The 22,841-nt window shown below is 43.2% G+C and carries 24 protein-coding genes; 13 read left to right on the forward strand and 11 right to left on the reverse strand.

Translation table 11 applies throughout. From position 1 onward, the window contains the following. Positions 1-24 precede the first annotated feature (24 nt). From relA to D6V41_RS16150, 3 genes are all read left to right on the forward strand, one after another. On the forward strand, positions 25-2,175 hold the full coding sequence (gene relA / locus D6V41_RS16140; protein WP_136252581.1) for a GTP diphosphokinase: 2,151 nt from the start codon (positions 25-27) through the stop codon (positions 2,173-2,175). Between the two features lie 35 nt (positions 2,176-2,210). Then, the gene (locus D6V41_RS16145) at positions 2,211-2,531 is read left to right on the forward strand and encodes a hypothetical protein (protein WP_136252582.1); all 321 of its coding nucleotides are present in this window, start codon (positions 2,211-2,213) and stop codon (positions 2,529-2,531) included. 99 nt (positions 2,532-2,630) lie between these two features. Continuing rightward, entirely contained in the window at positions 2,631-3,014 is a 384-nt protein-coding gene (locus D6V41_RS16150; RefSeq protein ID WP_136252583.1) for a MazG nucleotide pyrophosphohydrolase domain-containing protein, read from the forward strand. Between the two features lie 13 nt (positions 3,015-3,027). Here the strand turns inward: D6V41_RS16150 and D6V41_RS16155 are convergent, their stop codons facing one another. Beyond that, positions 3,028-5,097: an alpha/beta fold hydrolase gene (locus D6V41_RS16155; RefSeq protein WP_136252584.1), complete on the reverse strand. Its 2,070-nt coding sequence runs from the start codon at positions 5,095-5,097 to the stop codon at positions 3,028-3,030. 330 nt (positions 5,098-5,427) lie between these two features. On the opposite strand from D6V41_RS16155, the gene rplM reads away from it, so the two are divergent. Together rplM and rpsI are read left to right on the forward strand one after the other, a co-directional pair. After that, entirely contained in the window at positions 5,428-5,856 is a 429-nt protein-coding gene (rplM, locus tag D6V41_RS16160) for a 50S ribosomal protein L13 (protein WP_136252585.1), read from the forward strand. Between the two features lie 12 nt (positions 5,857-5,868). Next, entirely contained in the window at positions 5,869-6,261 is a 393-nt protein-coding gene (gene rpsI, locus D6V41_RS16165; protein ID WP_136252586.1) for a 30S ribosomal protein S9, read from the forward strand. 155 nt (positions 6,262-6,416) lie between these two features. On the opposite strand, the gene D6V41_RS16170 is transcribed toward rpsI, so the two are convergent. Both D6V41_RS16170 and D6V41_RS16175 read right to left on the reverse strand, forming a co-directional pair. Beyond that, positions 6,417-6,689 (reverse strand): hypothetical protein, encoded by a 273-nt coding sequence (locus D6V41_RS16170; RefSeq protein ID WP_136252587.1) that lies wholly within the window; start codon positions 6,687-6,689, stop codon positions 6,417-6,419. Positions 6,690-6,763: 74 nt separating this feature from the next. Beyond that, a complete protein-coding gene (locus D6V41_RS16175) occupies positions 6,764-7,138 on the reverse strand; it encodes a DUF2784 domain-containing protein (protein WP_206663271.1) in 375 nt (124 codons plus the stop codon). Between the two features lie 382 nt (positions 7,139-7,520). Here D6V41_RS16175 and petA point away from each other — a divergent pair, with 382 nt between their 5' ends. From petA to D6V41_RS16200, 5 genes are all read left to right on the forward strand, one after another. Then, complete coding sequence (gene petA, locus D6V41_RS16180) at positions 7,521-8,153, forward strand: ubiquinol-cytochrome c reductase iron-sulfur subunit (protein ID WP_136252588.1); 633 nt, start codon at positions 7,521-7,523, stop codon at positions 8,151-8,153. Beyond that, positions 8,153-9,418: a cytochrome b gene (locus tag D6V41_RS16185; protein ID WP_136252589.1), complete on the forward strand. Its 1,266-nt coding sequence runs from the start codon at positions 8,153-8,155 to the stop codon at positions 9,416-9,418. The genes petA and D6V41_RS16185 overlap by 1 nt, the downstream gene beginning before the upstream one ends. Then, positions 9,415-10,146: a cytochrome c1 gene (locus D6V41_RS16190; protein ID WP_136252590.1), complete on the forward strand. Its 732-nt coding sequence runs from the start codon at positions 9,415-9,417 to the stop codon at positions 10,144-10,146. Before D6V41_RS16185 ends, D6V41_RS16190 begins: the two co-directional genes overlap by 4 nt. Positions 10,147-10,250: 104 nt before the next feature. Next, a complete protein-coding gene (gene sspA / locus D6V41_RS16195) occupies positions 10,251-10,883 on the forward strand; it encodes a stringent starvation protein SspA (protein ID WP_136252591.1) in 633 nt (210 codons plus the stop codon). A 47-nt stretch (positions 10,884-10,930) separates the two neighbouring features. Then, entirely contained in the window at positions 10,931-11,338 is a 408-nt protein-coding gene (locus tag D6V41_RS16200) for a ClpXP protease specificity-enhancing factor (protein WP_179952564.1), read from the forward strand. A gap of 60 nt (positions 11,339-11,398) precedes the next feature. Here the strand turns inward: D6V41_RS16200 and D6V41_RS16205 are convergent, their stop codons facing one another. Genes D6V41_RS16205 through D6V41_RS16220 form a run of 4 tightly spaced genes read right to left on the reverse strand, consistent with a single transcriptional unit; the run spans position 11,399 to position 15,161 of the window. Next, complete coding sequence (locus D6V41_RS16205) at positions 11,399-11,968, reverse strand: BON domain-containing protein (RefSeq protein WP_136252592.1); 570 nt, start codon at positions 11,966-11,968, stop codon at positions 11,399-11,401. A 5-nt stretch (positions 11,969-11,973) separates the two neighbouring features. Then, the gene (locus D6V41_RS16210) at positions 11,974-12,570 is read right to left on the reverse strand and encodes a phosphoheptose isomerase (protein WP_136252593.1); all 597 of its coding nucleotides are present in this window, start codon (positions 12,568-12,570) and stop codon (positions 11,974-11,976) included. A 24-nt stretch (positions 12,571-12,594) separates the two neighbouring features. Further along, positions 12,595-12,951 carry a YraN family protein gene (locus D6V41_RS16215; protein WP_241664578.1) on the reverse strand — a complete coding sequence of 119 codons (357 nt, stop codon included), beginning with the start codon at positions 12,949-12,951 and terminating at the stop codon, positions 12,595-12,597. Positions 12,952-13,007: 56 nt separating this feature from the next. Beyond that, a complete protein-coding gene (locus D6V41_RS16220; RefSeq protein WP_136252594.1) occupies positions 13,008-15,161 on the reverse strand; it encodes a penicillin-binding protein activator in 2,154 nt (717 codons plus the stop codon). Between the two features lie 168 nt (positions 15,162-15,329). On the opposite strand from D6V41_RS16220, the gene rsmI reads away from it, so the two are divergent. Then, positions 15,330-16,175 carry a 16S rRNA (cytidine(1402)-2'-O)-methyltransferase gene (gene rsmI / locus D6V41_RS16225; RefSeq protein WP_136252595.1) on the forward strand — a complete coding sequence of 282 codons (846 nt, stop codon included), beginning with the start codon at positions 15,330-15,332 and terminating at the stop codon, positions 16,173-16,175. A 59-nt stretch (positions 16,176-16,234) separates the two neighbouring features. Here rsmI and argR read toward each other — a convergent pair whose 3' ends face one another. Further along, the gene (argR, locus tag D6V41_RS16230; RefSeq protein ID WP_136252596.1) at positions 16,235-16,699 is read right to left on the reverse strand and encodes a transcriptional regulator ArgR; all 465 of its coding nucleotides are present in this window, start codon (positions 16,697-16,699) and stop codon (positions 16,235-16,237) included. A 263-nt stretch (positions 16,700-16,962) separates the two neighbouring features. Here argR and mdh point away from each other — a divergent pair, with 263 nt between their 5' ends. Continuing rightward, positions 16,963-17,901, forward strand: coding sequence for a malate dehydrogenase (gene mdh / locus D6V41_RS16235; protein ID WP_136252597.1), 939 nt, complete (start codon positions 16,963-16,965; stop codon positions 17,899-17,901). A gap of 145 nt (positions 17,902-18,046) precedes the next feature. Here mdh and D6V41_RS16240 read toward each other — a convergent pair whose 3' ends face one another. Continuing rightward, positions 18,047-19,462: a class II fumarate hydratase gene (locus D6V41_RS16240; protein ID WP_136252598.1), complete on the reverse strand. Its 1,416-nt coding sequence runs from the start codon at positions 19,460-19,462 to the stop codon at positions 18,047-18,049. Positions 19,463-19,764: 302 nt separating this feature from the next. On the opposite strand from D6V41_RS16240, the gene katG reads away from it, so the two are divergent. Continuing rightward, entirely contained in the window at positions 19,765-22,035 is a 2,271-nt protein-coding gene (gene katG, locus D6V41_RS16245) for a catalase/peroxidase HPI (RefSeq protein WP_136252599.1), read from the forward strand. Between the two features lie 32 nt (positions 22,036-22,067). Here the strand turns inward: katG and D6V41_RS16250 are convergent, their stop codons facing one another. Next, positions 22,068-22,325 carry a CopG family transcriptional regulator gene (locus tag D6V41_RS16250; protein WP_136252600.1) on the reverse strand — a complete coding sequence of 86 codons (258 nt, stop codon included), beginning with the start codon at positions 22,323-22,325 and terminating at the stop codon, positions 22,068-22,070. Continuing rightward, a complete protein-coding gene (locus tag D6V41_RS16255) occupies positions 22,297-22,596 on the reverse strand; it encodes a BrnT family toxin (RefSeq protein ID WP_136252601.1) in 300 nt (99 codons plus the stop codon). Before D6V41_RS16255 ends, D6V41_RS16250 begins: the two co-directional genes overlap by 29 nt. Positions 22,597-22,841: the final 245 nt, after the last annotated feature.

Consider the following 22,841-nt stretch of genomic DNA (forward strand, 5'->3'; position numbering starts at 1 on the left):
TTTTGATCAACCAAAGGACAGGCAATGGTTTCAATTCGCAGTGTGCACCGTTCCCAAAGACCGAGCTTTGAGCAGTGGCTTGCTGCTTTGCCTGTGTCTGATAGCACAAAAACCAAATTGCGCAGCATATCTGATCAGCCAGAAATTCTGCTTATTGGTCAAGAAATGGTGGAAATACTGCACGAGTTGCATATGGATGATGAAACACTGCAAGCGGCGCTGATTTACCCTTATTGCGATATCCACGAATTAGATAATGACGAGGTATCTGAACGCTTTGGAGAGGGTATCGCTGCGCTGATAAGCGGTGTACGCAAAATGGATGCCATTAAAACGCTACAGTCTCGTAATCCCTCAGACCCTTCACAAGTAGAAAATTTACGCAATATGTTATTGACCATGGTTGAAGACGTGCGCGCGGTGGTCATAAAAATGGCAGAACGAATCTGTGCACTGCATCAAATAAAGGATGAAGACGAGGAAACGCGTGTTATTGTTGCCAGAGAGTGTGCAACCATTTTTGCGCCGCTAGCGAATCGCTTGGGCATAGGTCAGCTTAAGTGGGAACTAGAGGACTTATCCTTTCGATATTTGCATCCTCAAACCTATAAAAAAATTGCCAAGATGCTAAAAGAAAAGCGCAGTGAGCGGGAACAATATATCAGCGATTTTGTTGCTCACCTACAGGGCTTGCTAGACGATGCAAATATCAAAGCGCAGGTTATTGGGCGTCCTAAGCATATTTACAGCATTTACAAGAAAATGCAGAAAAAGCAATTAGACTTCGAACAGCTTTTTGATATTCGAGCACTTCGCATAATCGCCGAAAGACTGCAGGACTGTTACGCGGCTTTAGGCACTGTGCATGCAAGCTATAGGCACATACCAGCAGAGTTTGATGATTATATAGCCACGCCTAAACAAAACGGTTATCAAAGCATCCATACGGTTATCATTGGGCCTGCGGGTAAATCCATTGAAATTCAAATTCGTACCGAGCAAATGCATCAAGATGCAGAGCTTGGCGTTGCCGCGCATTGGAAATATAAGGAAGGCACCACGGGTAAACAGGCAAGCGCAGACGAGCGCGTTAACTGGCTTCGTAAAATCTTGCAGTGGCAAGAAGAAATGGCGGAATCGGGTAATTTGGTTGAAGAGTTTAGAAGTCAGGTATTTGAAGACAGGGTATATGTGTTTACACCTAAAGGTGATGTGATTGATTTGCCCCAAGGCGCAACGCCTTTGGATTTTGCCTACTATATTCACAGCAATGTTGGGCACAAGTGCACGGGTGCCAAGGTAAATGACAGAATTGTGCCATTTACCTACAAATTACAAACAGGCGATAAAATCAATATTCTCACCAGTAAAAACGCAACGCCTTCACGCGACTGGATGCATCCGGGCTTAGGCTACGTTCACAGCGCACGGGCGCGAGCAACTATCCATTCCTATTTTAAGAAACAGGATAAAGAAAAAAACGCAGAGGCGGGTAAAGAGCTGCTTGAACGTGAGCTTTCAAAAGTCAATATTGCGCTTAAACATGCGGCTGAGCTCACTGAAAAATACAATGTGAAAACGGTGGAAGATTTATACGCTGCCATAGGCTCAGGCGACGTGCGAGTGATGACAGTTGTGCACACTTTAGTACAAAAATACGCACCAGAGCCAGAGCTGCCGCTTATTCCTAAACCTGGCAGGACAGGTAAATCGAAGGCTTCTAAGTCTTCACAGCCTATTATTGCTGAAGGGGTAGGGAATCTTTTAAGTACGCTTGCAAAATGTTGTCAACCCGTTGCCGGTGATAATATCGTGGGTTACATCACATTAGGAAAAGGTGTTAGTGTGCATAAAGAGCATTGCGCACAGTTAGAAAATTTGCTCAAGCAGCATCCTGAGCGCGAGATTGAAGTAAGCTGGGCAAATACGAAACATGGCGCGTTTAAAACCACCTTAGATGTTCAGTGTGAAGATAGAGATGGCATTTTGCGCGATATGACAACCGAGCTTTCGAATGAAAAAATAGCCTTGTTAGGCGTCAACAGCTTATCCAATACAAAAGACAATACTGCGCTTATAAAACTCGTGGTTGAAGTGCCTAATGCTGCCATGTTGAATAAATTGATTACGCGGCTTAAAAATGTCAAAGGTGTAATGGATATCACTCGATACTAAAACGTTGCGGTGGACGTAAAAGGAATACATTACTGATGTCGAAATCGATGTTTTTAAAACTCGCTGGCGGGATGTTGTTTTTATGCATGCTGCTGTATGTTTGGATAGCTAACGAAGCGCGAAAAGAAGTGTACTTTCTTTGTGGAAATTTTGTTGCGGGCACTCGTCTGGACGACGTGCAGAGGCAGCTCAACACAATCAATATTTCTCGTTATGAACAGTTTAAAGACGCTAAGACCGGGCAAATAAGCCTTATTCATCATAGCAGCGCGCTTAATTTTCATTTGTTTGTGTGTGAAATTAAGTTTGATGACAACAAGCAGGCGTCTAGCGTGAATTATCGTTCGATTTTTTGAAAGGCCGCCAAGTTTCACCATAACGTTTCACCATAAAAGAGCTTTGGAAAGGGCAGCAACACGCTATCAAAAGCAAAACATTATTGTAAGCAAAACACTATGAAACCAGAAAACACAAATGCAAATAGCAATTTGGCGCTTGCCAATGATATTCAGATTAAAGCAAAGCAGCTTGGGTTTGACTGGCCAGATATTTCGCCGGTTTTTGACAAGGTGCGAGAGGAATTAGATGAAGTGCGTCGTGCCTTAAAGACCGGCGACAAAAATGCACAAATCGATGAGGTCGGTGACCTTTTGTTTGCTGTGGTCAATTTAGCGCGCCATCTTAATATTAGCCCCGATGACGCACTTAAACAGGCATGCCAGAAGTTTGATAAGCGTTTTACGCAGGTCAAACAGATGGCACAACAAGCGAACATCGATATGTCGAACGCTCACATCGATGAATTAGAAGCGCTATGGCAGGCTGCCAAAAAGCGCTAATGCTTGAGTTTATCTAAAAAACACTTAAATCATAGACGATTGCAAAAAGGCTTAACGCCAATCCTGCTATACCGACCAAACACAAACCTAATTGTGAGCGTCTTGGGCGTCGCTTTCCTGCCATGCGATGTTGAGCAATATCATAAATTTCATATAAACCAAACAGACCCGTAAGGATAGCAAGCCAAGGTGCCAACCAGGCATATGGATGCAATCCTGCTATTACCGCAATTTCCGAGACTTCACTGGCGGCATATAAACCAAAGGCAACTAAAGCGATAAAGCCAAGACCACTAACAGTCGTTAAAAAGCCGATTAATCGAAGTCTTTTTAAATATACAGGCTCAGCTATTGATTCACTTGCAAAGCGTCGTAATACAAAGTTAGCCGGCAGTAAAACTAAGCTAAGCAACAAAACAAGGGTTGGTAGGCCAAACCATAGCCCAGGTATTAAGAACGATTTAGGCGCATCACTGGCTAAAGAAGCAAACAGTATAGGGGCAGGCGTTGGTACAAATTCCAGATAATCTGGTACCCCCACTCCTTTTTCCAGACAGCTTGCATCTACATTATTTGGATTTGGATTATCGAAAAATGCATTTAGTACAGGTCCGGCGCATTCTGACATCGAACGGGTAGGGCCATGACCGGCGTATGGGACTTCTATATAACGGCCATTGCTAAAGCCTGGTGCAATATATCGAGCAAGTACGGCAGGTGTCACTGGATCCCAGCTACCGTTTACAATTAAGGTAGGTATGTCGGTTTCAACAAAGCGATAGTCTGATCTATCTCTGGGAGCCAAGCCTGATTCTTCACACATATTAGCGGCATATTTTGCGCCAGTCTCAGTTCGGATCATATTTGCAAAACGCGGATTTTCAGCCAGATCTTCTTTGATTACATTTGCGCTTGCGTGGGTGTATCCGTCGTTACATCGAATAGCCTGACTCATGCCCTGACTTACGGATATTCCGTCAGTTTCTCCCATAGACTCAGCGAAAACCTTATAAAAATTCTGGTTGTCAGTTTCAAAATATTTTACAAGTGATTGCAAAACAGCAGGCATGGCCGGGTGTGAATCCTGCTCATACGCCATCATAAATACTGCATACGGCAGTACGCTTGCATCTACAAGCATTTCTTTTTGAGGGAAAAGTTCTGTATCTTCCAGCGTTACTCGCACCGGCTTGCCTCGCATTTTATCCAATACTGCATCAAAGCGCTGTTCCAGTCCCTCGCATACGTCTGTATCAGCACAGGTCGCAAACATATTCTCTAATACCAGGTTCACCCAACGACCAATACGCATCAAATCTGTTAAATCATTAGGCACGATGGCATCAATTACCAACGCCTGAATGCCTTCAGGGTCTTGTAAAACAAGCATTTGACCCAGGTGCGAGCCATAAGAAATTCCCCAAACATTCCATTTTTCAAAACCTAATGCCTGGCGTAATGCTTGTACGTCTCTGGCGTTTTCCACCGTGTTATATGCGGATAAATCGACGCCGGCATCACGCGCTGCCTCAAAGCAATTGCGAGTGACATCTGCAGCATTGCGCTGGGCTTCTTCAAGATCTTTTGCATGCACAAGATCTCGCTGGTAAGCACCATAAAAAGGACAAAAGTTTCCGCTTGCGCCGATGCCGCGGTGTTCTAGAATGTAGAGGTCTCTTTGTTTAAGCAGATCATGATCTTTTAATCGTTTTACATACGTATTTACGCCAACACCTGGCCCTCCGGTTAAATAAATAACTGGGTCGCTTCGATACTCTTCCTCTTCCCCGGTTGCGGCAATTTTTACAAAATGCAGGCGAATCATTCGTGTGTCAGGGTCTTCCCGGTTTTCAGGAACCGTAATAAATCCGCAGCTTATTTCGCCTGGTTCATAGTCAATACTGTTTTTAAATGGGCAAACAAAATCAACAGGCTCAGGTATTGGCCAGGTGAGTTCTATTTGTTTTTCATCGATGCTTGATAAATCCGGCGCCGTTTGTGTCGATGTTGAAGAAGCGTTTTGCGAGTAAGCAAACTGGCATATTAAAATTATGCTAAGAGCGAATAGTAGTCTGACAATCATTTTTTAATCTCCATATATCACAGCCTGGCAGGCCTGGCTCGTGAGATACTTGATATGCCTGCCCCGTTATCGACTCACATTATGAGACAGGCGGGCTTTCGTATTTTTCTTGTATTCAAGTGAACGTTACCCGAATTTTTCGTCGCTCTCTAGACATTAATGCATGAATTGTCATTTAATTAGATAAAACACTTCGTTTTTGCTTCAGAATCTGTATAATTCGCGGCCTGCCCAGTTACACCCACCGTTGGGACGGTGGAAGATCAACAGGCTCGAAGGGGTCAAAAGGTTGATATAATTGAAATTTATTTTATTTTCGGGTGAATATTAATGAAAACTTTTGTTGCAAAGCCAGAAAGCGTTCAACGCGACTGGTTCGTGGTAGACGCCACTGACAAAACGTTAGGACGCCTAGCGTCTGAAATCGCGCGTCGTTTGCGCGGTAAGCATAAGCCAGAGTACACACCACATGTCGATACTGGCGATTACATTGTAGTTGTGAATGCTGAGAAAATTACCGTAACGGGCAATAAAGCTCTGGGTAAAATGTACTACTCACATTCTGGTTACCCAGGTGGCTTGAAAGAAGCGACATTTGAAAAAATGATCGAGAAGAAGCCTGAAATGGTGTTAGAGAAGGCAGTTAAAGGTATGTTACCTAAGGGCCCTCTTGGTCGTGCAATGTTCCGTAAGATGAAAGTCTTTGCCGGTCCAGAGCATACGCATCAGGCACAGCAACCTCAAGCATTGGATATTTAAGGAGCGAGCAACATGGCAGATACTCAATATTACGGCACAGGCCGTCGCAAAAGCTCTACCGCTCGTGTTTTCCTTCGTCCAGGTAGCGGTAACATTGTAGTTAACAAACGTCCATTAGACGTATTCTTTGGTCGCGAAACAGCGCAAATGATTGTTAAGCAACCTTTGGAATTAGTTGAAATGAGCGACAAGTTTGACTTATATATCACTGTTTCTGGTGGTGGTATCTCTGGTCAGGCAGGCGCGATTCGTCACGGTATTACTCGTGCACTAATGGAATATGACGAGGGTTTACGCCCAGCACTTCGTAAAGCCGGTTTTGTTACGCGCGATGCACGTAAAGTCGAGCGTAAGAAAGTGGGTCTACACAAAGCGCGTAAGCGTCCACAGTTCTCAAAGCGTTAATTACGTTTCGAATTTTCAAAACCCCGCCTTTGCGGGGTTTTTTGTTTTCAGCAGCCAAGTTTAGTATAGCAATGCTTTTTGCTTATTCCCGCTTGTTGGATCGTTCTCTGTTATCTCTAAAAGTGTTATCCAAAAAAGTGTTATCCAAAAAAGTGTTATCCAAAAAAGTAATAAGCGACAGAAAAAATGATAAGCTGGATAAAAGTAAGTACCCAAAAGTAAATTCCCCAAACCAGAATTTTTATGCCTGTATTTTCCAAATTTGGTTTACGACGAACAAAAAAGTAGGCGCCAAGACTCGAAGCAATGCTGATGCCTATCAAATACCAGTGCCAATTCCACTTAAGATTACCGAATGCAAAAGCTGAAGGACTAAACAATATAAGGGCTAGGCCCGCGGTAAAAATTAATGCACTATTTTTTAACATGTATTTGATTCGACGTTTTATTTTTAATGAACAACGATAAACAAGCTCTGATAGAAAAGAGAATCGATTATGCTTCATTGCTTTGACTTAAACAAATCCCGATTAATATAAATGGAAAGTGCGGTACTTAAGGTCATACCAAGAACCGTAAGGGTATCGACAATGCGAATTGAAACTCCCATTTGCATTTGATTATTGAGCAGATAAGCTATGAAAGAATGTGGTAAGTCCCGCTCTCCCATAGCCAGCTTGACTTGCCAATGCCAGTCGGTCAAAAAACAATAGCCTAAACCAAAATGCAGACCCAAAACGAGCCAGGAAAACAAGGTGAAAGATAAAACAATTAGATGAGCTCGTCGCGTCTTTTGCCATATCCAACCAAGCAGGTTAAATAAAATAACGATGACGTGCAGCCACCACAGCAATATATCAATGAAAGCTTCAATCAATATCTTTATCTCATTCTTGCTTATTAGTTGAGGCACACGTAATCGGCATTCCAACAATCTTCGACATAAATCTTCGACCCAGGTCGATAGGCTTATTTACCATGAAAGGCCAAGTTTTGCTTAAAAAAGACCAATGTCTGATGTGCAAATTGGCAAGGGTGTGCAAAATTGTTGACTCAAAACTAGCATGACATGGCTTTTTTAGCACTAATTCCTTGTGTTTACTAAGTGTTTTCTTTTACCATACGCGGTGAAAAATTTTAGCTAAAAATCCAATTTTTTAATTTCTTAAGTGAAGAGCACTATGTCAAGTGCGCTTAAGACTGTAAACTGGATGACTTTGTAGCAGGCAATAGCCTGACTAACCCTCGGAGAACAGTTGATGAGTGAAGTATCAGTTGATGCCAAAGAATCATCGCAAAACCCGTCTAATCCGTCGAGTGAAGGCCGACGGAAATTCCTAACGGTGGCAACCTCGGTGGTTGGTGCAGTTGGTGTGGCAGGTGCAGCGGTCCCTTTTATTGCATCATGGCAACCAAGTGCGCGAGCTAAAGCCGCTGGCGCTGATGTGGAAGTGGATATTAGTGGTTTGCAAGAAGGACAGCTTATTCGCGTAATGTGGCGAAGTAAGCCAGTATGGGTCGTAAAACGCACCCCTGAAATATTGGCAGAACTGAGTAAGGTTGAAGATAAACTTAAAGACCCGAACTCACAAGCGGAGCAGCAACCAGCTTATGCTTCAAATCAATATCGTTCTATTAAAGAAGATATACTTGTCTTGGTAGGTATATGCACCCATTTAGGTTGTTCTCCACAGTTTTTGGCTGAAGGGGCGTTTACCGAGTATGAAGAGGGTGTAGAAAACGGGTTTTTCTGTCCTTGTCATGGTTCCAAGTTTGATATGGCTGGTCGCGTTTTCAAAAATGTACCAGCTGGTTTGAATTTGGTTGTTCCTCCTTACAACTTCATTGACGACAATACCATATTAATTGGTTCAGACGCGGAGGTTGCATAATGTCTGGTTTTTTATCTTGGATTGAACAACGCATCCCGATGATGCGTGTGGCGAATATGCACGCCATCCAGTATCCAGCGCCACGTAATATGAATATGTGGTATGCCTTTGGCTTTTTGGCCACCATTGTTTTAGTGAATCAGATTGTCACAGGGATCTGGTTAACGATGAACTTTGAGCCTTCGGCTGAGCGCGCGTTTGCCTCTGTTGAATACATAATGCGAGAAGTGGATTACGGCTGGTTGATTCGCTACATGCACAGTACCGGCGCATCTGCGTTTTTCGTTGTTGTGTACCTGCACATGTTCCGAGGCATGATGTATGGTTCATATCAAAAACCACGCGAATTGCTCTGGGTTTTCGGTATGCTTATTTACTTGGCGCTTATGGCAGAAGCTTTCATGGGATATGTACTTCCCTGGGGCCAAATGAGCTATTGGGGCGCACAAGTAATCGTATCGCTATTTAGCGCCATTCCTGTTATCGGGCCCGATTTAGTTGAATGGATCCAGGGTGACTATGTTATCTCTGGTGCAACACTCAATCGCTTCTTTGCCTTACACGTGATCGCGCTGCCACTGGTGATTGTTATTTTGGTATTTTTGCACATTGTTGCTCTGCACGAAGTTGGCTCAAACAACCCTGATGGTGTTGCTATCAAGCACAAGAAAGGCAGTTTACCTGAAAGTGAAAAAACCAAGTGGCAAATCCATGAATACTACACCAGCAAATACGATATTGCTGATGACGTTGTGCCGTTTTTCCCACATATTGTCTTAAAAGACTTGGTAGCTTTTGCCGTTTTCTTATTTGCGTTTTGCTACATACTTTTCTTTGCGCCTGAAATGGACGGTAAGTTCCTGGAACACCCAAACTTTGAAATTGCGAATCCACTTAAGACGCCTGAACATATTTTCCCTGTGTGGTATTTCACGCCTTTCTATGCAATTTTAAAAGCCGTGCCTGATAAACTTGGTGGTGTACTGACTATGTTTGCGGCCATTGGCTTTCTGTTTGCTTTACCATGGTTTGATCGTAGTAACGTTCGTTCATGGCGCTACAGAAGCGGACTGCATAAAGTCAATCTTTTAGTCTTTGCGGCAGTTTTCGTATTCCTTGGCTATCTGGGCGGAACACCACAAGAAAACTGGAAAATCACAGCGTCACAAATTTGTACGGTTATGTACTTCGGCTTCTTCATTCTTCTGTTTATTTACTCCAAGAATGAAAAAACGAAACCGGTACCAGAGAGGATCCCCAGATGAGAAAATGCCTAGCACTTTTATTATTGATTCCGGGGATGGCGCTTGCTGCTGGCTCTAATTACCCGCTTGATGATGTAGATATCGACTTGACCGATAAAGCCTCTTTGCAAAACGGTGCAAAGATATTTATGAACTACTGTTTAGGTTGTCACCAAATGCAGTATCAGCGATATCAGCGTACTTTTAACGATTTAGGTATTCCCGAAGAATTAGGCGAAGAATATTTGCAGTTTACTGGTGAAAAAGTCTCTGACTACATCACCACTCCAATGCCACAGGAAGGCGCAGCAACCTGGTTCGGCGCACCTCCGCCCGATTTGACCTTGGTTGCACGTGTGAGAGGCCCTGAGTGGTTGTACACATATTTGCGTACATTCTACAAAGAAGAAGGAAAAACATTTGGTGTTAACAATCTAGTTTTTCCAAATGTAGGTATGCCGCATGTACTTGAGCCGCTTCAAGGTACGCCAGTGAAAGTTTATCGTGAAAAAATGGTAGACGGCGAGATGCAAAAAACAGAAGTGTTTGATGTTGTAGCCACTGGAGGTGCATTAACACCTGAAGAATATGACGAAACCATTCGTGATCTTGTTAATTTTCTCGAATATACAGGGGAACCAACTCGTCTGAAATCTGAAGCAATAGGCCGAAATGTGCTTATCTTTATCGCAATATTCTTTGTTTTGGCTTACCTGCTCAAGAAAGAATACTGGCGAGACGTCAAGTAATACTCTATAATCGCGAGTCTTTTTTTAAAGGGGCATTATGCCCCTTTTTACGCATAAGCTAAATATTTTATCAATTCTTTGTTTCAAAGAATGCGGAGGTTTTAATGGCAGTGGCCACCAATAAGCGCTCAATAATGACTTTGTTTTCCGATAACATTGACATTTACTCTCACCAGGTTCGTATCGTACTTGCTGAAAAAGGCGTGGGTGTTGAAATACTTTTTACCGATCCTACTCAAATGAATGAAGAGCTTCTTGAGCTTAATCCTTATGGGACCGTCCCAACATTAGTGGATCGCGAGTTGGTATTGTATAAATCGCATATCATTATGGAATATCTTGATGAGCGTTTTCCGCATCCACCACTTATGCCTGTTTACCCTGTATCTCGTGGCACAAGTCGGTTAATGATGCATAGGATTGAGCAAGACTGGTATAGTCTGGCTGGTAGAATATTCAGAGATGAAGAGGGTGCAGAGGAAGCACGTAATGAGCTAAGAGAAGCCATTTTGAGTCTGGCTCCGGTTTTTGCTGAAACCCCTTATTTTATGAGTGAGGAGTTTAGCTTGGTCGATTGCTATTTGGCTCCATTGCTATGGCGTTTACCTGCCTTGAATATCAGTTTGAGCGGAACAGGCTCGCGTGAAGTAAATGCGTATATGAAGCGTATTTTTGAACGAGGATCGTTTAAAGCTTCTTTAACTGATCAAGAGCGCGAAATACATAACCCTCTTTAACGATTTGCAGGGCGCTTGAAGCGCCCTGCTTAAACAAGGAGCATTGTATGCACGGCATGACATCCAATCAACCTTACCTTCTTAAAGCTTTCTTCGATTGGATCATTGACAATGGCTTTACACCTTACATGGTAGTAGATGCGAATGTCGAAGGCACTGAGCTACCCCAGGATTTTGTCAAAGACGGTCAAATCGTTTTAAACGTCTCTCCTAATGCGTGTATTAATTTCTTCATGGATTTGGATAGCATATCGTTTCAGGCGCGTTTTGGTGGTCAGCCTATGGTCGTGAAATTTCCTTGCAAGGCGGTAACGGCTATATATGCCAAAGAAAATGGTGCTGGAACGGTATTTTCTCCCGCATTATTGGGTAGCGACGACAAGAACTCTTCAGAGCCAGAAAAACCAACGCCTCCAAGTGGTGGTAAAAAAGCCAGTTTACGTGTTGTGAAATAGCGATTTTACGCTAGCGAGCGCACACATGCTCGCCAGTGTTTGCTTTATTTTTTACTGTCTTTAGTTGATTAACTCCATCACTCGAACGACACGGCTAACGCCCTGAACGTTTCGCGCAATCTCCACTGCCGCGGTCGCCTCCTGTTTTGTCAAGCGACCCATAATGAATACTTCACTGTCTTCCACAATTAAGTCTAACTTCAGCAAAGGCACTTTTTCATCAGCGGTCATCAAAGTTCGGATTTTAGTACTCAACCAAATATCATTCATTGTTGAAGTGGCCGGTATGGGCGGACCAAGGCGAATTTGATTATGGACTTTATTAACATTAGCGACTTTAGTCGCCGCATTTGTCGCCGCATCGATTAAGGCCTGACTACGAGACTGTCCGGTCAATAACACCTGACCGTTATAAACATGAACGCTTATAGCGGAGTCCTCATCTACCTTCGGGATTTCTGCGATTGCAGCGTTAACCCTTGCTTCTGTGGTTTTATCGTCAATTTGCGTTCCTACTGTGCGTCGGTCGTTTGCGGATACCGCAGCGGTGCCTGCTGCGCCTACGGCAACCACCGACACACAACCACTTAAAAGCGAAAGCACTATCAAAACAATGCCCAGTCGAAGCATAAAACCTAGTCCTCCGAACTACTAATTGGAAATAAGGTATTATCAATGCATTCGCAAAGATTGTGAATAACAAGCAGATGCACTTCTTGTATGCGGGCGGTCCGAGAAGAAGGTACTCTGATTTCAACATCATTTTCGCCAATAAAACCGGCCATTTCCCCGCCATCTTTTCCGGTGAGAGCAACTATGGTCATATCGCGCGTTAGCGCAGCCTGCATTGCGTTTATAACATTTGGTGAATTACCGCTTGTTGAAATCGCCAAAAGAATATCACCTGGCTGACCAAGCGCCTTTACTTGCTTTGAGAATACCTCATTATACGAAAAGTCGTTTGCGATAGACGTTATGGTTGAACTATCTGTAGTAAGCGCAATAGCAGGTAAGGGCGGTCTGTCTCGCTCATATCTGTTCAATAACTCAGACGAGAAATGCTGAGCGTCCCCTGCTGAACCGCCGTTCCCGCAGCTCAAGATTTTATTGCCTCTGATCAACGCTTCTATCATCATTTTCGCGGCTTTTTCTATGGGCTCTGGAAGCTCTTCGGCAGCGGCAATTTTTGTTTGTATGCTTTCAGTAAAACTTTTTTTGATATTATCAAGCATGTGCAATTCTGCTCCTGTAACGACTTACACGTTTTTTATCCAATTGAGTGTCTTATCGTCAATAGCGATAAGATCTATGCGCATTGGTGTATGATGGCAGTTTAATTCATGTGCTTGCAAATAGCACATAATTGCCCGAACGAATTTACTTCGTTTTGATTGACTAAACATCTCTGCTGCGAAACCGTGGCTATCACTTTCGCGATATTTGACCTCAACAAATACCCATTGTTGCGCATCTTTGAAAATAAGGTCTATTTCACCCACATTCGCTTTATAGTTTTGTTCAATGAAGCGTAGTCCGTTATCGATTAAATAAGCCTTAGCTTGCTGCTCTGCTGCTGCACCGGTACTCGTTGCTTTCCATTGTACAATTGCCAAAGAACCTCCTTGTCTTTTTTATCTTCAAATCTTATGGTTGTTGAGTGGATGCGTGGTTAACTACCTTGAATAATTAGGGTATCGAGTTCACGCTGAATAATGCCATCTTGATCAACGCTTAAGCGACCGCTTATCCCTGTATCCTCGACATGGTCAAATATTTGCATTCTCAGAATTTGTTGCGTTAGCTTGGCGGCATCAAACCCAAAAGCAAACAGGCGTAAAAAGGTACTGGAGGGGGAGTTAAAGACCTCGTCTACTTGCTTGGCCAACGACGTTTCTCGCATCTCTGGCATTAAAAATGGCATATCTAAAAAGACGAGGTTCCGTAAGTCGCGCAAGCTATTTCTATTTTGCTTATGGTTATAGCTCATCGAACTAGCATATACAGGGATCTGTTCGTCACTAAAAAGACTCATACTGCTTTCTATAATCGGGTTGATTAATTCTACTTCGTTGGGACGGGCAAATACGACAAATGCATCAACATCCCGACGATTGCGTGTGACGCTATAAACACGCTCATTCGCAAGATTAGACAACTGACTTATTCGTTTTTCGCTTTGCAATACGTCAAGCGCTGAGGTAATTCCTACTCGCATTGATTGATTGTCTGCATAAGAAACAATACTCGGCTTGTAAAGTTTATCTTCGTTTTTAAGCATGCTTTTTTGTGTGGATGTCCACTCATCTAGAAAGGCATCCAACATTCGATGCGTAATACTGGCGTTATCATGAATGATGATCGGATGTTTAATCCCTTCTGTCTGAATTAATCGTGCAAGGTTCACTGCTTCTTGCTCCGGCGAAAGTGCAAAAAATGCAGAAAGCGTTTGATGTGCTTCTTCGGCGTTTGGTGTGATCGCCTGGCTTTGATTTAACGCATGTTCCGCTTGCAATGGCTCAGAGTAATTAACAAGCAGACCTGGCTCATTCTTATCCTCTGTGTCTGCTTCGATAGTATTCAATGCGATTAATAAGGTATTTTTATCCACCATGTTTTTAACCGCATCAATGTGGGGTTTAAGCAAAGGCCCGACAACGCTCGTATAGGCAGATAAGCGCTCAGCGTTAATTGAATCGTTGAGTGTATTTTCTGAGCCGGTATCGATGAATTCTACTAACGGTGAAGGCACAACCGAAATCTCATCAAAGGCCGCGCTATTTGAGGAAACTAAGTTCTGCATATAACCGGCAATAATGCCCTGTTTGATTGCATCTCCCTGACTCGCTAAACGACCACTTAAAGGAAGTAATACGGCTATTTTTTGCTGTTCCGGAACGTCAACGCTTAAATATTGAGTGATTGCATTGGGAATAAGCAGGCCGGGGTTGTTATTTTGCTGTTGTCTGATTAGCGCAAGCAACTGTGCCTGCCGCTGTTTATCATTAAGTGAGCTATCCTCTATTACACTTAACCATTGTTGTGCAACAAAAAGACTGGGATAGCTTTGCACCATGGCAACTCTTGAGACAGGATCAAGTCGACTGTACCACTTAAAAGCTGCATTTTGGCTTTTATTCACTAGCGGTGAATAAATCAATTTGCCATCTTCACCACTAAAGCGATTTTCAGTCGCTTCAAACAAACGCGTTAACGCAAGTTCATAATTACTTTTGTAGGCTTCCAAATAGGCATCTAAGATATGTTTACGATTGAGCCAGGGTTGCTCTAAAACAATAGTATCGGGAATTTGCTTGAGCCATGTATCTACCCTTAAAATCCCGGTGTGCACTTTATTTGCAAGAGGATTATTTGCAACATTTGCTAAAGTTTGAGTCTGGCTGTCTAAATCCGAGTGAGTGAGAAAGGCGCACTCACTTCGAAGAATATTGCTTTTGGCCTTTTCATAAGGTTCCAGGCCAATTTCGAGTAAGTGTTTTAGGATTATCTCAGCTTGATAACAGTCTTGTTTATCAGAGAAGTTCAACACGAGTGAATCAGCAGTGTTGAGTAGGCCCTCGATCAAGCTTTGTTTGTTTTGGTCCCTGTTAAATTGTCTGATACTTTGACCGACCGTATCAATCGCTTCGCTTTCTGATTCTGCGAGCACTTGTTCTGACGTTGTTTTAACATCCTCTTTGGTTTCACCTTGACTAACAGCCGAAGGTGTTGTCGTGCAGGCAGCTAATTTCGCCACTACAATAACAATAAGAAACAAGCGAACAAAACGAGTTGCCATACTGATTTTTCTTTCCCAAAGTGTCACTTTATCTCCTAAACTCAAGCCCTTAATCGCGATAAGCTGTTTGTAGTTAAGCCCTTAAATTCATTACTGCCCTTAGTCTATCTTTATCCGTAAAAAATGCTAGCAAGATTAGAAGAAACTCAGCTAAAGCTCAGGTAGAATGAACGAAAAATCCATAAAGATATCTGTATGTCAGACACTGCTTGTTTATATATTGTTCCTACGCCTATCGGAAATCTATCTGATATAAGTACAAGAGCATTGGAAGTTTTAAATACGGTAGACCTCATAGCGGCAGAAGATACCCGTCATTCATCCCGTCTGTTGCAGCATTACGGTATTCAAACACGCACAATCAGCCTTCATTCTCATAATGAATCGCAGCGCAGTAAGCAACTCATTGAAAAGTTGGAAGCAGGAATTTCCGTAGCGCTGATAAGCGATGCAGGTACTCCCCTGATCAGTGATCCTGGCTATGAATTGGTTAATGAATGTCGCTTGAAGAACATAAAAGTGTCAGCCTTGCCCGGACCATGTGCGCTCACCACGGCCCTTAGCGCCTCAGGTCTTCCTACCGACAGGTTCATGTTTTCAGGTTTTTTGAGTTTAAAAAAACAGGCAAAAGAACAGGCGTTACTCGATGCAGCAAATAGTAATATAACTCAGGTTTTTTATGAGTCGCCTCGGCGGGTAAAGGATACACTCTTGTTATGCAAATCAATACTGCCAGCGTCAACCCGGTATACCTTGGCAAAGGAACTTACGAAAACCTTTGAAACTTACGTAACAGGCTCAATCGATCAAGTGCTCGATTATTTGCAAGCTGACCCAAGTCATGAAAAAGGGGAGTTTGTATTTATGCTTTATACACCACTTACCTGTAAAAATGACATTCCTTCAGAAGCCATAAGTTTACTGGAACAGCTTTTTGAGGTACTGCCACCTAAAAAAGCGGCATCTATTGTTGCTCAGCACTATGACCTAAACAAAAAGTCTCTGTATGAATACGGGCTTAAAGCAAAAGAAAATAGATGAAAGCAAGCTCAAATGAAAACAAGCACGAATGAAAGTGTATAAAAGTCGCTTCAACAGTTTTAGACTGAATCGAACAAATCCTGGACTTTTTGTCGCAATATTTCGATTTTAGTAATGTCTGCGGGCGCAATGAAAATTGTATCATCACCAGCAATCGTTCCTAACACGCCATCGGTATGACTCAATGAGTCCAAAAGTCGGGCAATAAGCTGTGCAGCGCCAGGACTCGTTCGAATAATTACCATTACATTGTTGTGCACGATATCCAGAACCAACTGCTTGAGAGGGCTTTTTGCCGTAGGCATGCCAAGTTCAGGCGGTAGGCAGTAAACCATATCGCCACGCGCATCTCGAGCTCGTACCGCGCCGAATTTACTGAGCATGCGAGATACTTTAGACTGGCTGATATTATCAAAGCCCAATTTTTTAAGGGCGTTGACAATCTCACCTTGAGAGCCATAGCTTTCAGTGTTGAGTATTTCACGAAAGGCTTTTACCAAGGCGTCTTGTTTGTTTGCACTCATAATTTATTGGCGATGATTGATGATGATTGCATTGTGCTATATGAATTCATGATAAGCAATTTATGCAGCGCAGTTTTATCGCATGATGACAAATTTTACCAGGTAAAAATATGGCTCGTGCCGCTTATTGGTATGTGCTTTATGGAATTAAGTACGCTTTATTTCAGGAATAAATCGTATCAGACCATTGTGTCATTGAGATATCACCCTATATAGATTATTCTCTCACCCGATTTTAATGCCTTCAAAACAGGAGATTGAACATGAAAGTAGCCGTATTAGGCGCTGCCGGCGGTATTGGTCAAGCATTATCACTTTTATTAAAAACCCAGTTGCCAGCAGGCTCTGAATTGTCTTTATACGATGTAGCCCCTGTTGTACCGGGCGTTGCAGTTGATCTTAGCCATATTCCTACCGACGTTGCAGTGAAAGGTTATGGAAAGGACGATTTAGCAGATGCCTTGACTGGATGCGATATTGTGCTAATTCCAGCAGGTGTACCAAGAAAGCCAGGCATGGACCGTTCCGACCTGTTCAATATCAACGCTGGTATTGTAAAAAATCTTATAGAAGCATGTGCAGATAATTGTCCGAAAGCCTGTATTGGCGTGATCACAAATCCAGTTAATACTACCGTAGCGATTGCCGCGGAGGCGCTTAAAGCGAAAGGCGTTTACGATAAAAACAAACTTTTTGGCGTCACCACACTTGATGTGATCCGCTCAGAAACCTTTGTGGCAGAACTAAAAGGTAAGAGCACTTCAGACGTGCATGTGCCAGTCATTGGTGGCCACTCGGGCACAACGATTTTACCGCTTTTATCACAAGTTGAAGGTGTAAGTTTCTCTGAAGATGAAGTTGCCAGCTTGACTAAGCGTATTCAAAATGCAGGAACCGAAGTTGTAGAAGCAAAAGCAGGTGGTGGTTCAGCAACGCTTTCGATGGGGCAGGCAGCCGCTCGATTCTGCTTGTCTTTGGTCAAGGCAATGCAGGGCGAGCCTGTTGTTGAATATACCTACGTACAAGTAGATGGCTCAGATGACGCGCCATTTTTTGCTCACCCAGTTCGCTTGGGTAAAAACGGAGTAGAAGAGATTTTACCTTACGGCAAATTAAGCGCGTTTGAAGAGAAGGCAAAAAATGACATGCTTGACGGGCTGCGCGGCGATATTCAATTAGGCGTCGACTTCGTAAAATCCTAAGCCTAAATAAAACGTGTGTTTTGGTAAACGCACACACGAACTTAAAAAAAGCGCCTGTGCATGATTCGATATCATCCATCAGGCGTTTTTTTGTTTTTAAAGGTCAGAAGCCAAGAGGCGCTCACCTTTATTTAAATCGTCAGAACTACTTCGACAATCCTCCTTCTGTAAGCGCGGCAGGGTTCAGATAATGTTCAAGCTCCTCTCTGGAAAGTGAGGTCTTTTCAATCGCAACATCAATTACGGCCCGCTTGTCTTTGTATGCTGCTTTAGCAATCTCCGCGGCCTTTTCATAACCGATAATGGGATTCAAGGCAGTAACTAGCACGGGATTTTTACTCAATGAAGTTTCAATATTTTCCTTATTTACTGAAAAATCCTGAATGGCCTTATCAGCCAGTGTATTCATGCTGTTCGTGAGTAAATCGAGGCTTTCGATCAGATTGCTTGCAATCATAGGTAGCATTACATTTAACTCAAAATTGCCCGATTGTCCTCCGATTGTGATAGCGGTGTCGTTGCCGATAACCTGAGCCGCAGCCATTGCAACTGCTTCAGGGATAACCGGGTTGACCTTACCGGGCATAATTGACGAGCCAGGCTGCAAAGCAGGAAGGGAAATCTCAGCAATACCTGCAAGCGGTCCTGAGTTCATCCAGCGTAAGTCATTCGCAATTTTCATCAAGGTAACAGCAAGCGCCTTACACATGCCAGATAAAGTGACAACGACATCTTGTGAGGCTATCAAGGCAAAATGATTCTCAGCGGTTTTAAAGGGCACTGAACTGCGCTGCGCGAGAATCTGGCAAACTTTGGCGGCGAAATTTTTGTGAGTATTTACACCGGTTCCCACTGCGGTTCCACCGATCGCCAGTTGCTCAAGCTTGGGCATTAACGATTCAATAGCGTCTTTTTGCACCTGCAACTGCGAAGACCACGCGCTCATGCTTTGTGATAAACGAATAGGCATTGCATCCATCAGATGGGTGCGGCCGGTTTTACAGACATCATCCACGCTTTTTGCTTTTGTATTAATGCATGTAATTAATTTATTTATAGCGGGCAGTAATGAGGAATGAATTTGCAGGCAGGCGCTAATATGAATACAGCTTGGGATCACATCGTTACTGCTTTGACCAAAATTTACATGATCATTGGGATGAATTTGATTTTCTTGCTCGCCTTGCTCACTACTATTCTTCTTTAAATTCGCATTAGCTATGTGTGCAATAACTTCATTCGCATTCATGTTTGTGCTCGTGCCTGAGCCTGTTTGAAAAACATCCACCGGAAAATGTCTCATTATCTTGTCGTCGTTTTCGATTGCTTTACAAGCGTCTTGAATCGCAACGGCGATCTGATTTTCAATCAGGCCAAGTTCTGCATTCGCCTTTGCTGCCGTCAATTTAAGTAAAAGTAAACTTTTGATGAAGCGCACAGGCATAGGCTTTGCGCTAATAGGAAAATTATCAATTGCGCGCTGGGTTTGCGCGCCATACATTGCATCAACGGGCACTTTTACAATGCCCAGACTATCTTTTTCCTCACGATAACTACTCATTACACCCGACTCCTCTTGCTCATTGCGCTGCTTTGTTTTTAACATCTAAAGCTAATACTAGAACATATGCACAAAAGGTCCATTTGATTGCATTTAACAAAAATATAACAATTGATAGATATAAGCGATTAGGTCAATCGATTTAATTCGCAATCACTTATTCAAAAGCTCTCCTATACTTAGTGCATCTGTAAGGGTGCTGAATTGAAAGTGCTGAATTGAAACTTTAGTTAAGTACTCGCAGAGCATGACACACAACTTTATTGAGCAATAGCTCTCAACTTCAATACGAGGTATTGGATATGTTTCAAACAACAATCAAAAAAACAGTGGGAACGATTACTGCAGCGCTTTTATTAAGTTCTGCTAACGTTGCCTTCAGCCAGGAAATGAGCAAGCCCGCCGGCACAGCAGGCAAAGGCTCTTCAGTTTCTGTAAAGCCGAGTCAGGCAAAATCCAATCAATTTTGGTGGCCAGATCAGTTAGACCTTTCATCGCTTCGCGACCATGACGCACGATCAAATCCTTATGGGCCGGACTTCGATTACAAAGAGGCCTTCAGTAAGCTTGACCTTGATGCCGTCAAGCAAGATATTGATGCGCTTTTAACCAATTCACAAGATTGGTGGCCAGCAGACTTTGGCAACTACGGTCCGTTTTTTATTCGTATGAGTTGGCATAGTGCCGGTACTTACCGTACTCTCGATGGTCGAGGCGGTGCAGGCGGCGGACAAATGCGTTTTGACCCTCTCAATAGCTGGCCAGATAACGGCAATCTAGACAAAGCTCGGCGATTACTTTGGCCGGTTAAGCAAAAATATGGCGAATCCTTGTCTTGGTCAGACTTAATGGTACTCGCCGGTAATGTTGCGCTGGAAAACATGGGCTTTGAAACCTATGGTTTTGCCGGTGGGCGCGCTGATGATTGGGAACCCGATTTAGTGTACTGGGGGCCTGAACTAGAAATGCTCGCCAGTGACCGCGAAGACAAAGATGGTCAATTACAGCGTCCGCTTGGCGCAACTCACATGGGCCTTATTTATGTAAATCCAGAAGGACCTCGTGGAAAACCGGATCCAGTGGGTTCGGCGAAAAATATTCGCGTGGCCTTTGGTCGAATGGCAATGAATGACGAAGAAACCGTTGCGCTCATTGCTGGTGGACACACCTTTGGTAAAATGCATGGTGCCCACAAACCTCAAGACTGTATGGGTGCAGAGCCCGGCGCAGCTGGCATAGAAGAGCAAGGTCTTGGTTGGAAAAACACCTGTGGCAAAGGCCATTCAGAAGATACCATTACAAGCGGCCTAGAAGGCGCGTGGACACAAGCCCCCACTCGATGGACAACCCTGTATTTAAGTAATTTGCTTAACAATGAATGGGAGCAAACCCGTTCTCCGGCAGGCGCAATTCAATGGGTACCTAAAGATAAAGCAATGCACACCGCTGTTCCCGATGCCCATGTTGAAGGCAAGCGCAATCCGCCAGTTATGACCACGGCAGATTTGGCGCTTAAATTTGACCCTGAGTATCGTAAAATTGCCGAACGCTTTTTGGCGAATCCCGAAGAGTATCGATTAGCCTTTGCAAAAGCCTGGTACAAGCTTACGCACAGAGATATGGGACCTCCAAGCAACTTCTTAGGAAACGAAGTACCTGACGAAGTGCTTATTTGGCAAGACCCGATTGATCAAGACAGCTATTCACAATTGAGTGATGCAGACGTTCAAAAATTAAAAGACGCCTTAGCTGATACCGACTTAAGCTCGCAAGAGATGGTTAAAGTGGCTTGGGCATCCGCTGCCAGCTATCGGGCTTCTGATATGCGCGGCGGTGCCAACGGTGCAAGAATTGCCTTAGCCCCACAAAATACCTGGGCCGTGAATAATCCACAAGAACTGAATAAAGTGATTGGCGTTTATAAGGAAATTCAGTCAAAAGCGAACAAGGGAATGATAAGTGGCAAGGTATCACTTGCTGATTTGATTGTGTTAGGGGGTGCGGTTGGCATTGAACAAGCGGCAGAAGCTGCGGGCTATGACATTAACGTTCCTTTTATGCCAGGAAGAGGTGATGCGAATCAGGCGCAAACAGATGTGAACTCGTTTTCACTTCTTGAGTTAAACGCTGATGCGTTCAGAAATTACTATGATGCTCAGGCAAGCTATCAGTCTCCCACCGAAATGCTTGTTGATAAAGCGGACCAGTTAAATTTAAGCGTGCCAGAATTAACAGTTCTGATTGGCGGTATGCGAGCCATGGATGCTAACTTCAACGGTTTAAAACATGGCGTATTAACAACAACACCAGGGGCATTGAATAACGCATTTTTTGTGAATTTAATGGATATGTCTACGGTTTGGAAAAAAGCAGATGAAGAAGGCGTTTATGTTGGATTAGATCGGGCGAGCGGTCAGGAAAAATGGACAGCCACACCAGTAGATCTTATCTTTGGCTCCAATTCTGAATTGCGCGCCGTAGCTGAAGTATATGCTTATGACACGTCGAAGCAAAAATTTGTGGATGATTTTGTTAAGGCGTGGACGAAGGTGATGAATTTAGACCGGACGTAAAACTATCTATGTAAAGCCTGCAGCAGCGGACACTAGGTCCGCTGACTGCTCTTTTTAGCCTTTTCTTGATGAGAAACATATTCATCCAACAGCTGTCGGATCAATTTCTGGTACTGCATTTCGTTATTAGTCGCCTCTCTTTTAAAATATTCAACACTTCTTTTACTCAGAGATATCGTAATTTTGGTGTTTTCATTTCGCTCTTTTAACTCTTTAGGTGATGGTAAAAAGTCAGTCAAAAACTTAACATCACCAATATCTTCATCGCTGTAAATTATTTCTTTGGTCATAAAGTTTCTTTCCTTTCCTCCAGTAGCCTGCACCGAAGATTCTTATCTTTTTGTTGCGATATGTGAAGCTCACAGTCAGAACACCATTATTGTTACGATCTTTACCGAAGCAAAAGTATCGTTTCTCTAATTCCGTGCTGTTTTTTTGGGCCAAAGCGATAACTCGAAAATCGTCATAAAAAGCATGAACTGCTTCTTGAAACGTTACTCCATGCTTTTGGAGATTTTCGTCATTTTTTGCTTTATGCCACTCAAAATCCGTTTTATTCATGATGAAAATATAATTGGAATATGGCTAAATAGCCATACTGATTTCAATAAGAAGACTCACAGAAAGCTTAGCTCCACCATCTAATATGTTGGTGGCGGTAAAAATTTTCGATGCAGTGTAAAAATTATGTTGCCAAAATGTAACGCCCCTGCTAGCTTGAAGATCTTACAATTCAAGGATGTCGATATGGAACATCGAATATTGTCCAATCTTTCGCAAGTTACACCAAACACGAGTATTTACCC

It is taken from the genome of Ningiella ruwaisensis, from assembly GCF_004798935.1.
In the GTDB taxonomy this organism is placed as follows: domain Bacteria; phylum Pseudomonadota; class Gammaproteobacteria; order Enterobacterales; family Alteromonadaceae; genus Glaciecola; species Glaciecola ruwaisensis.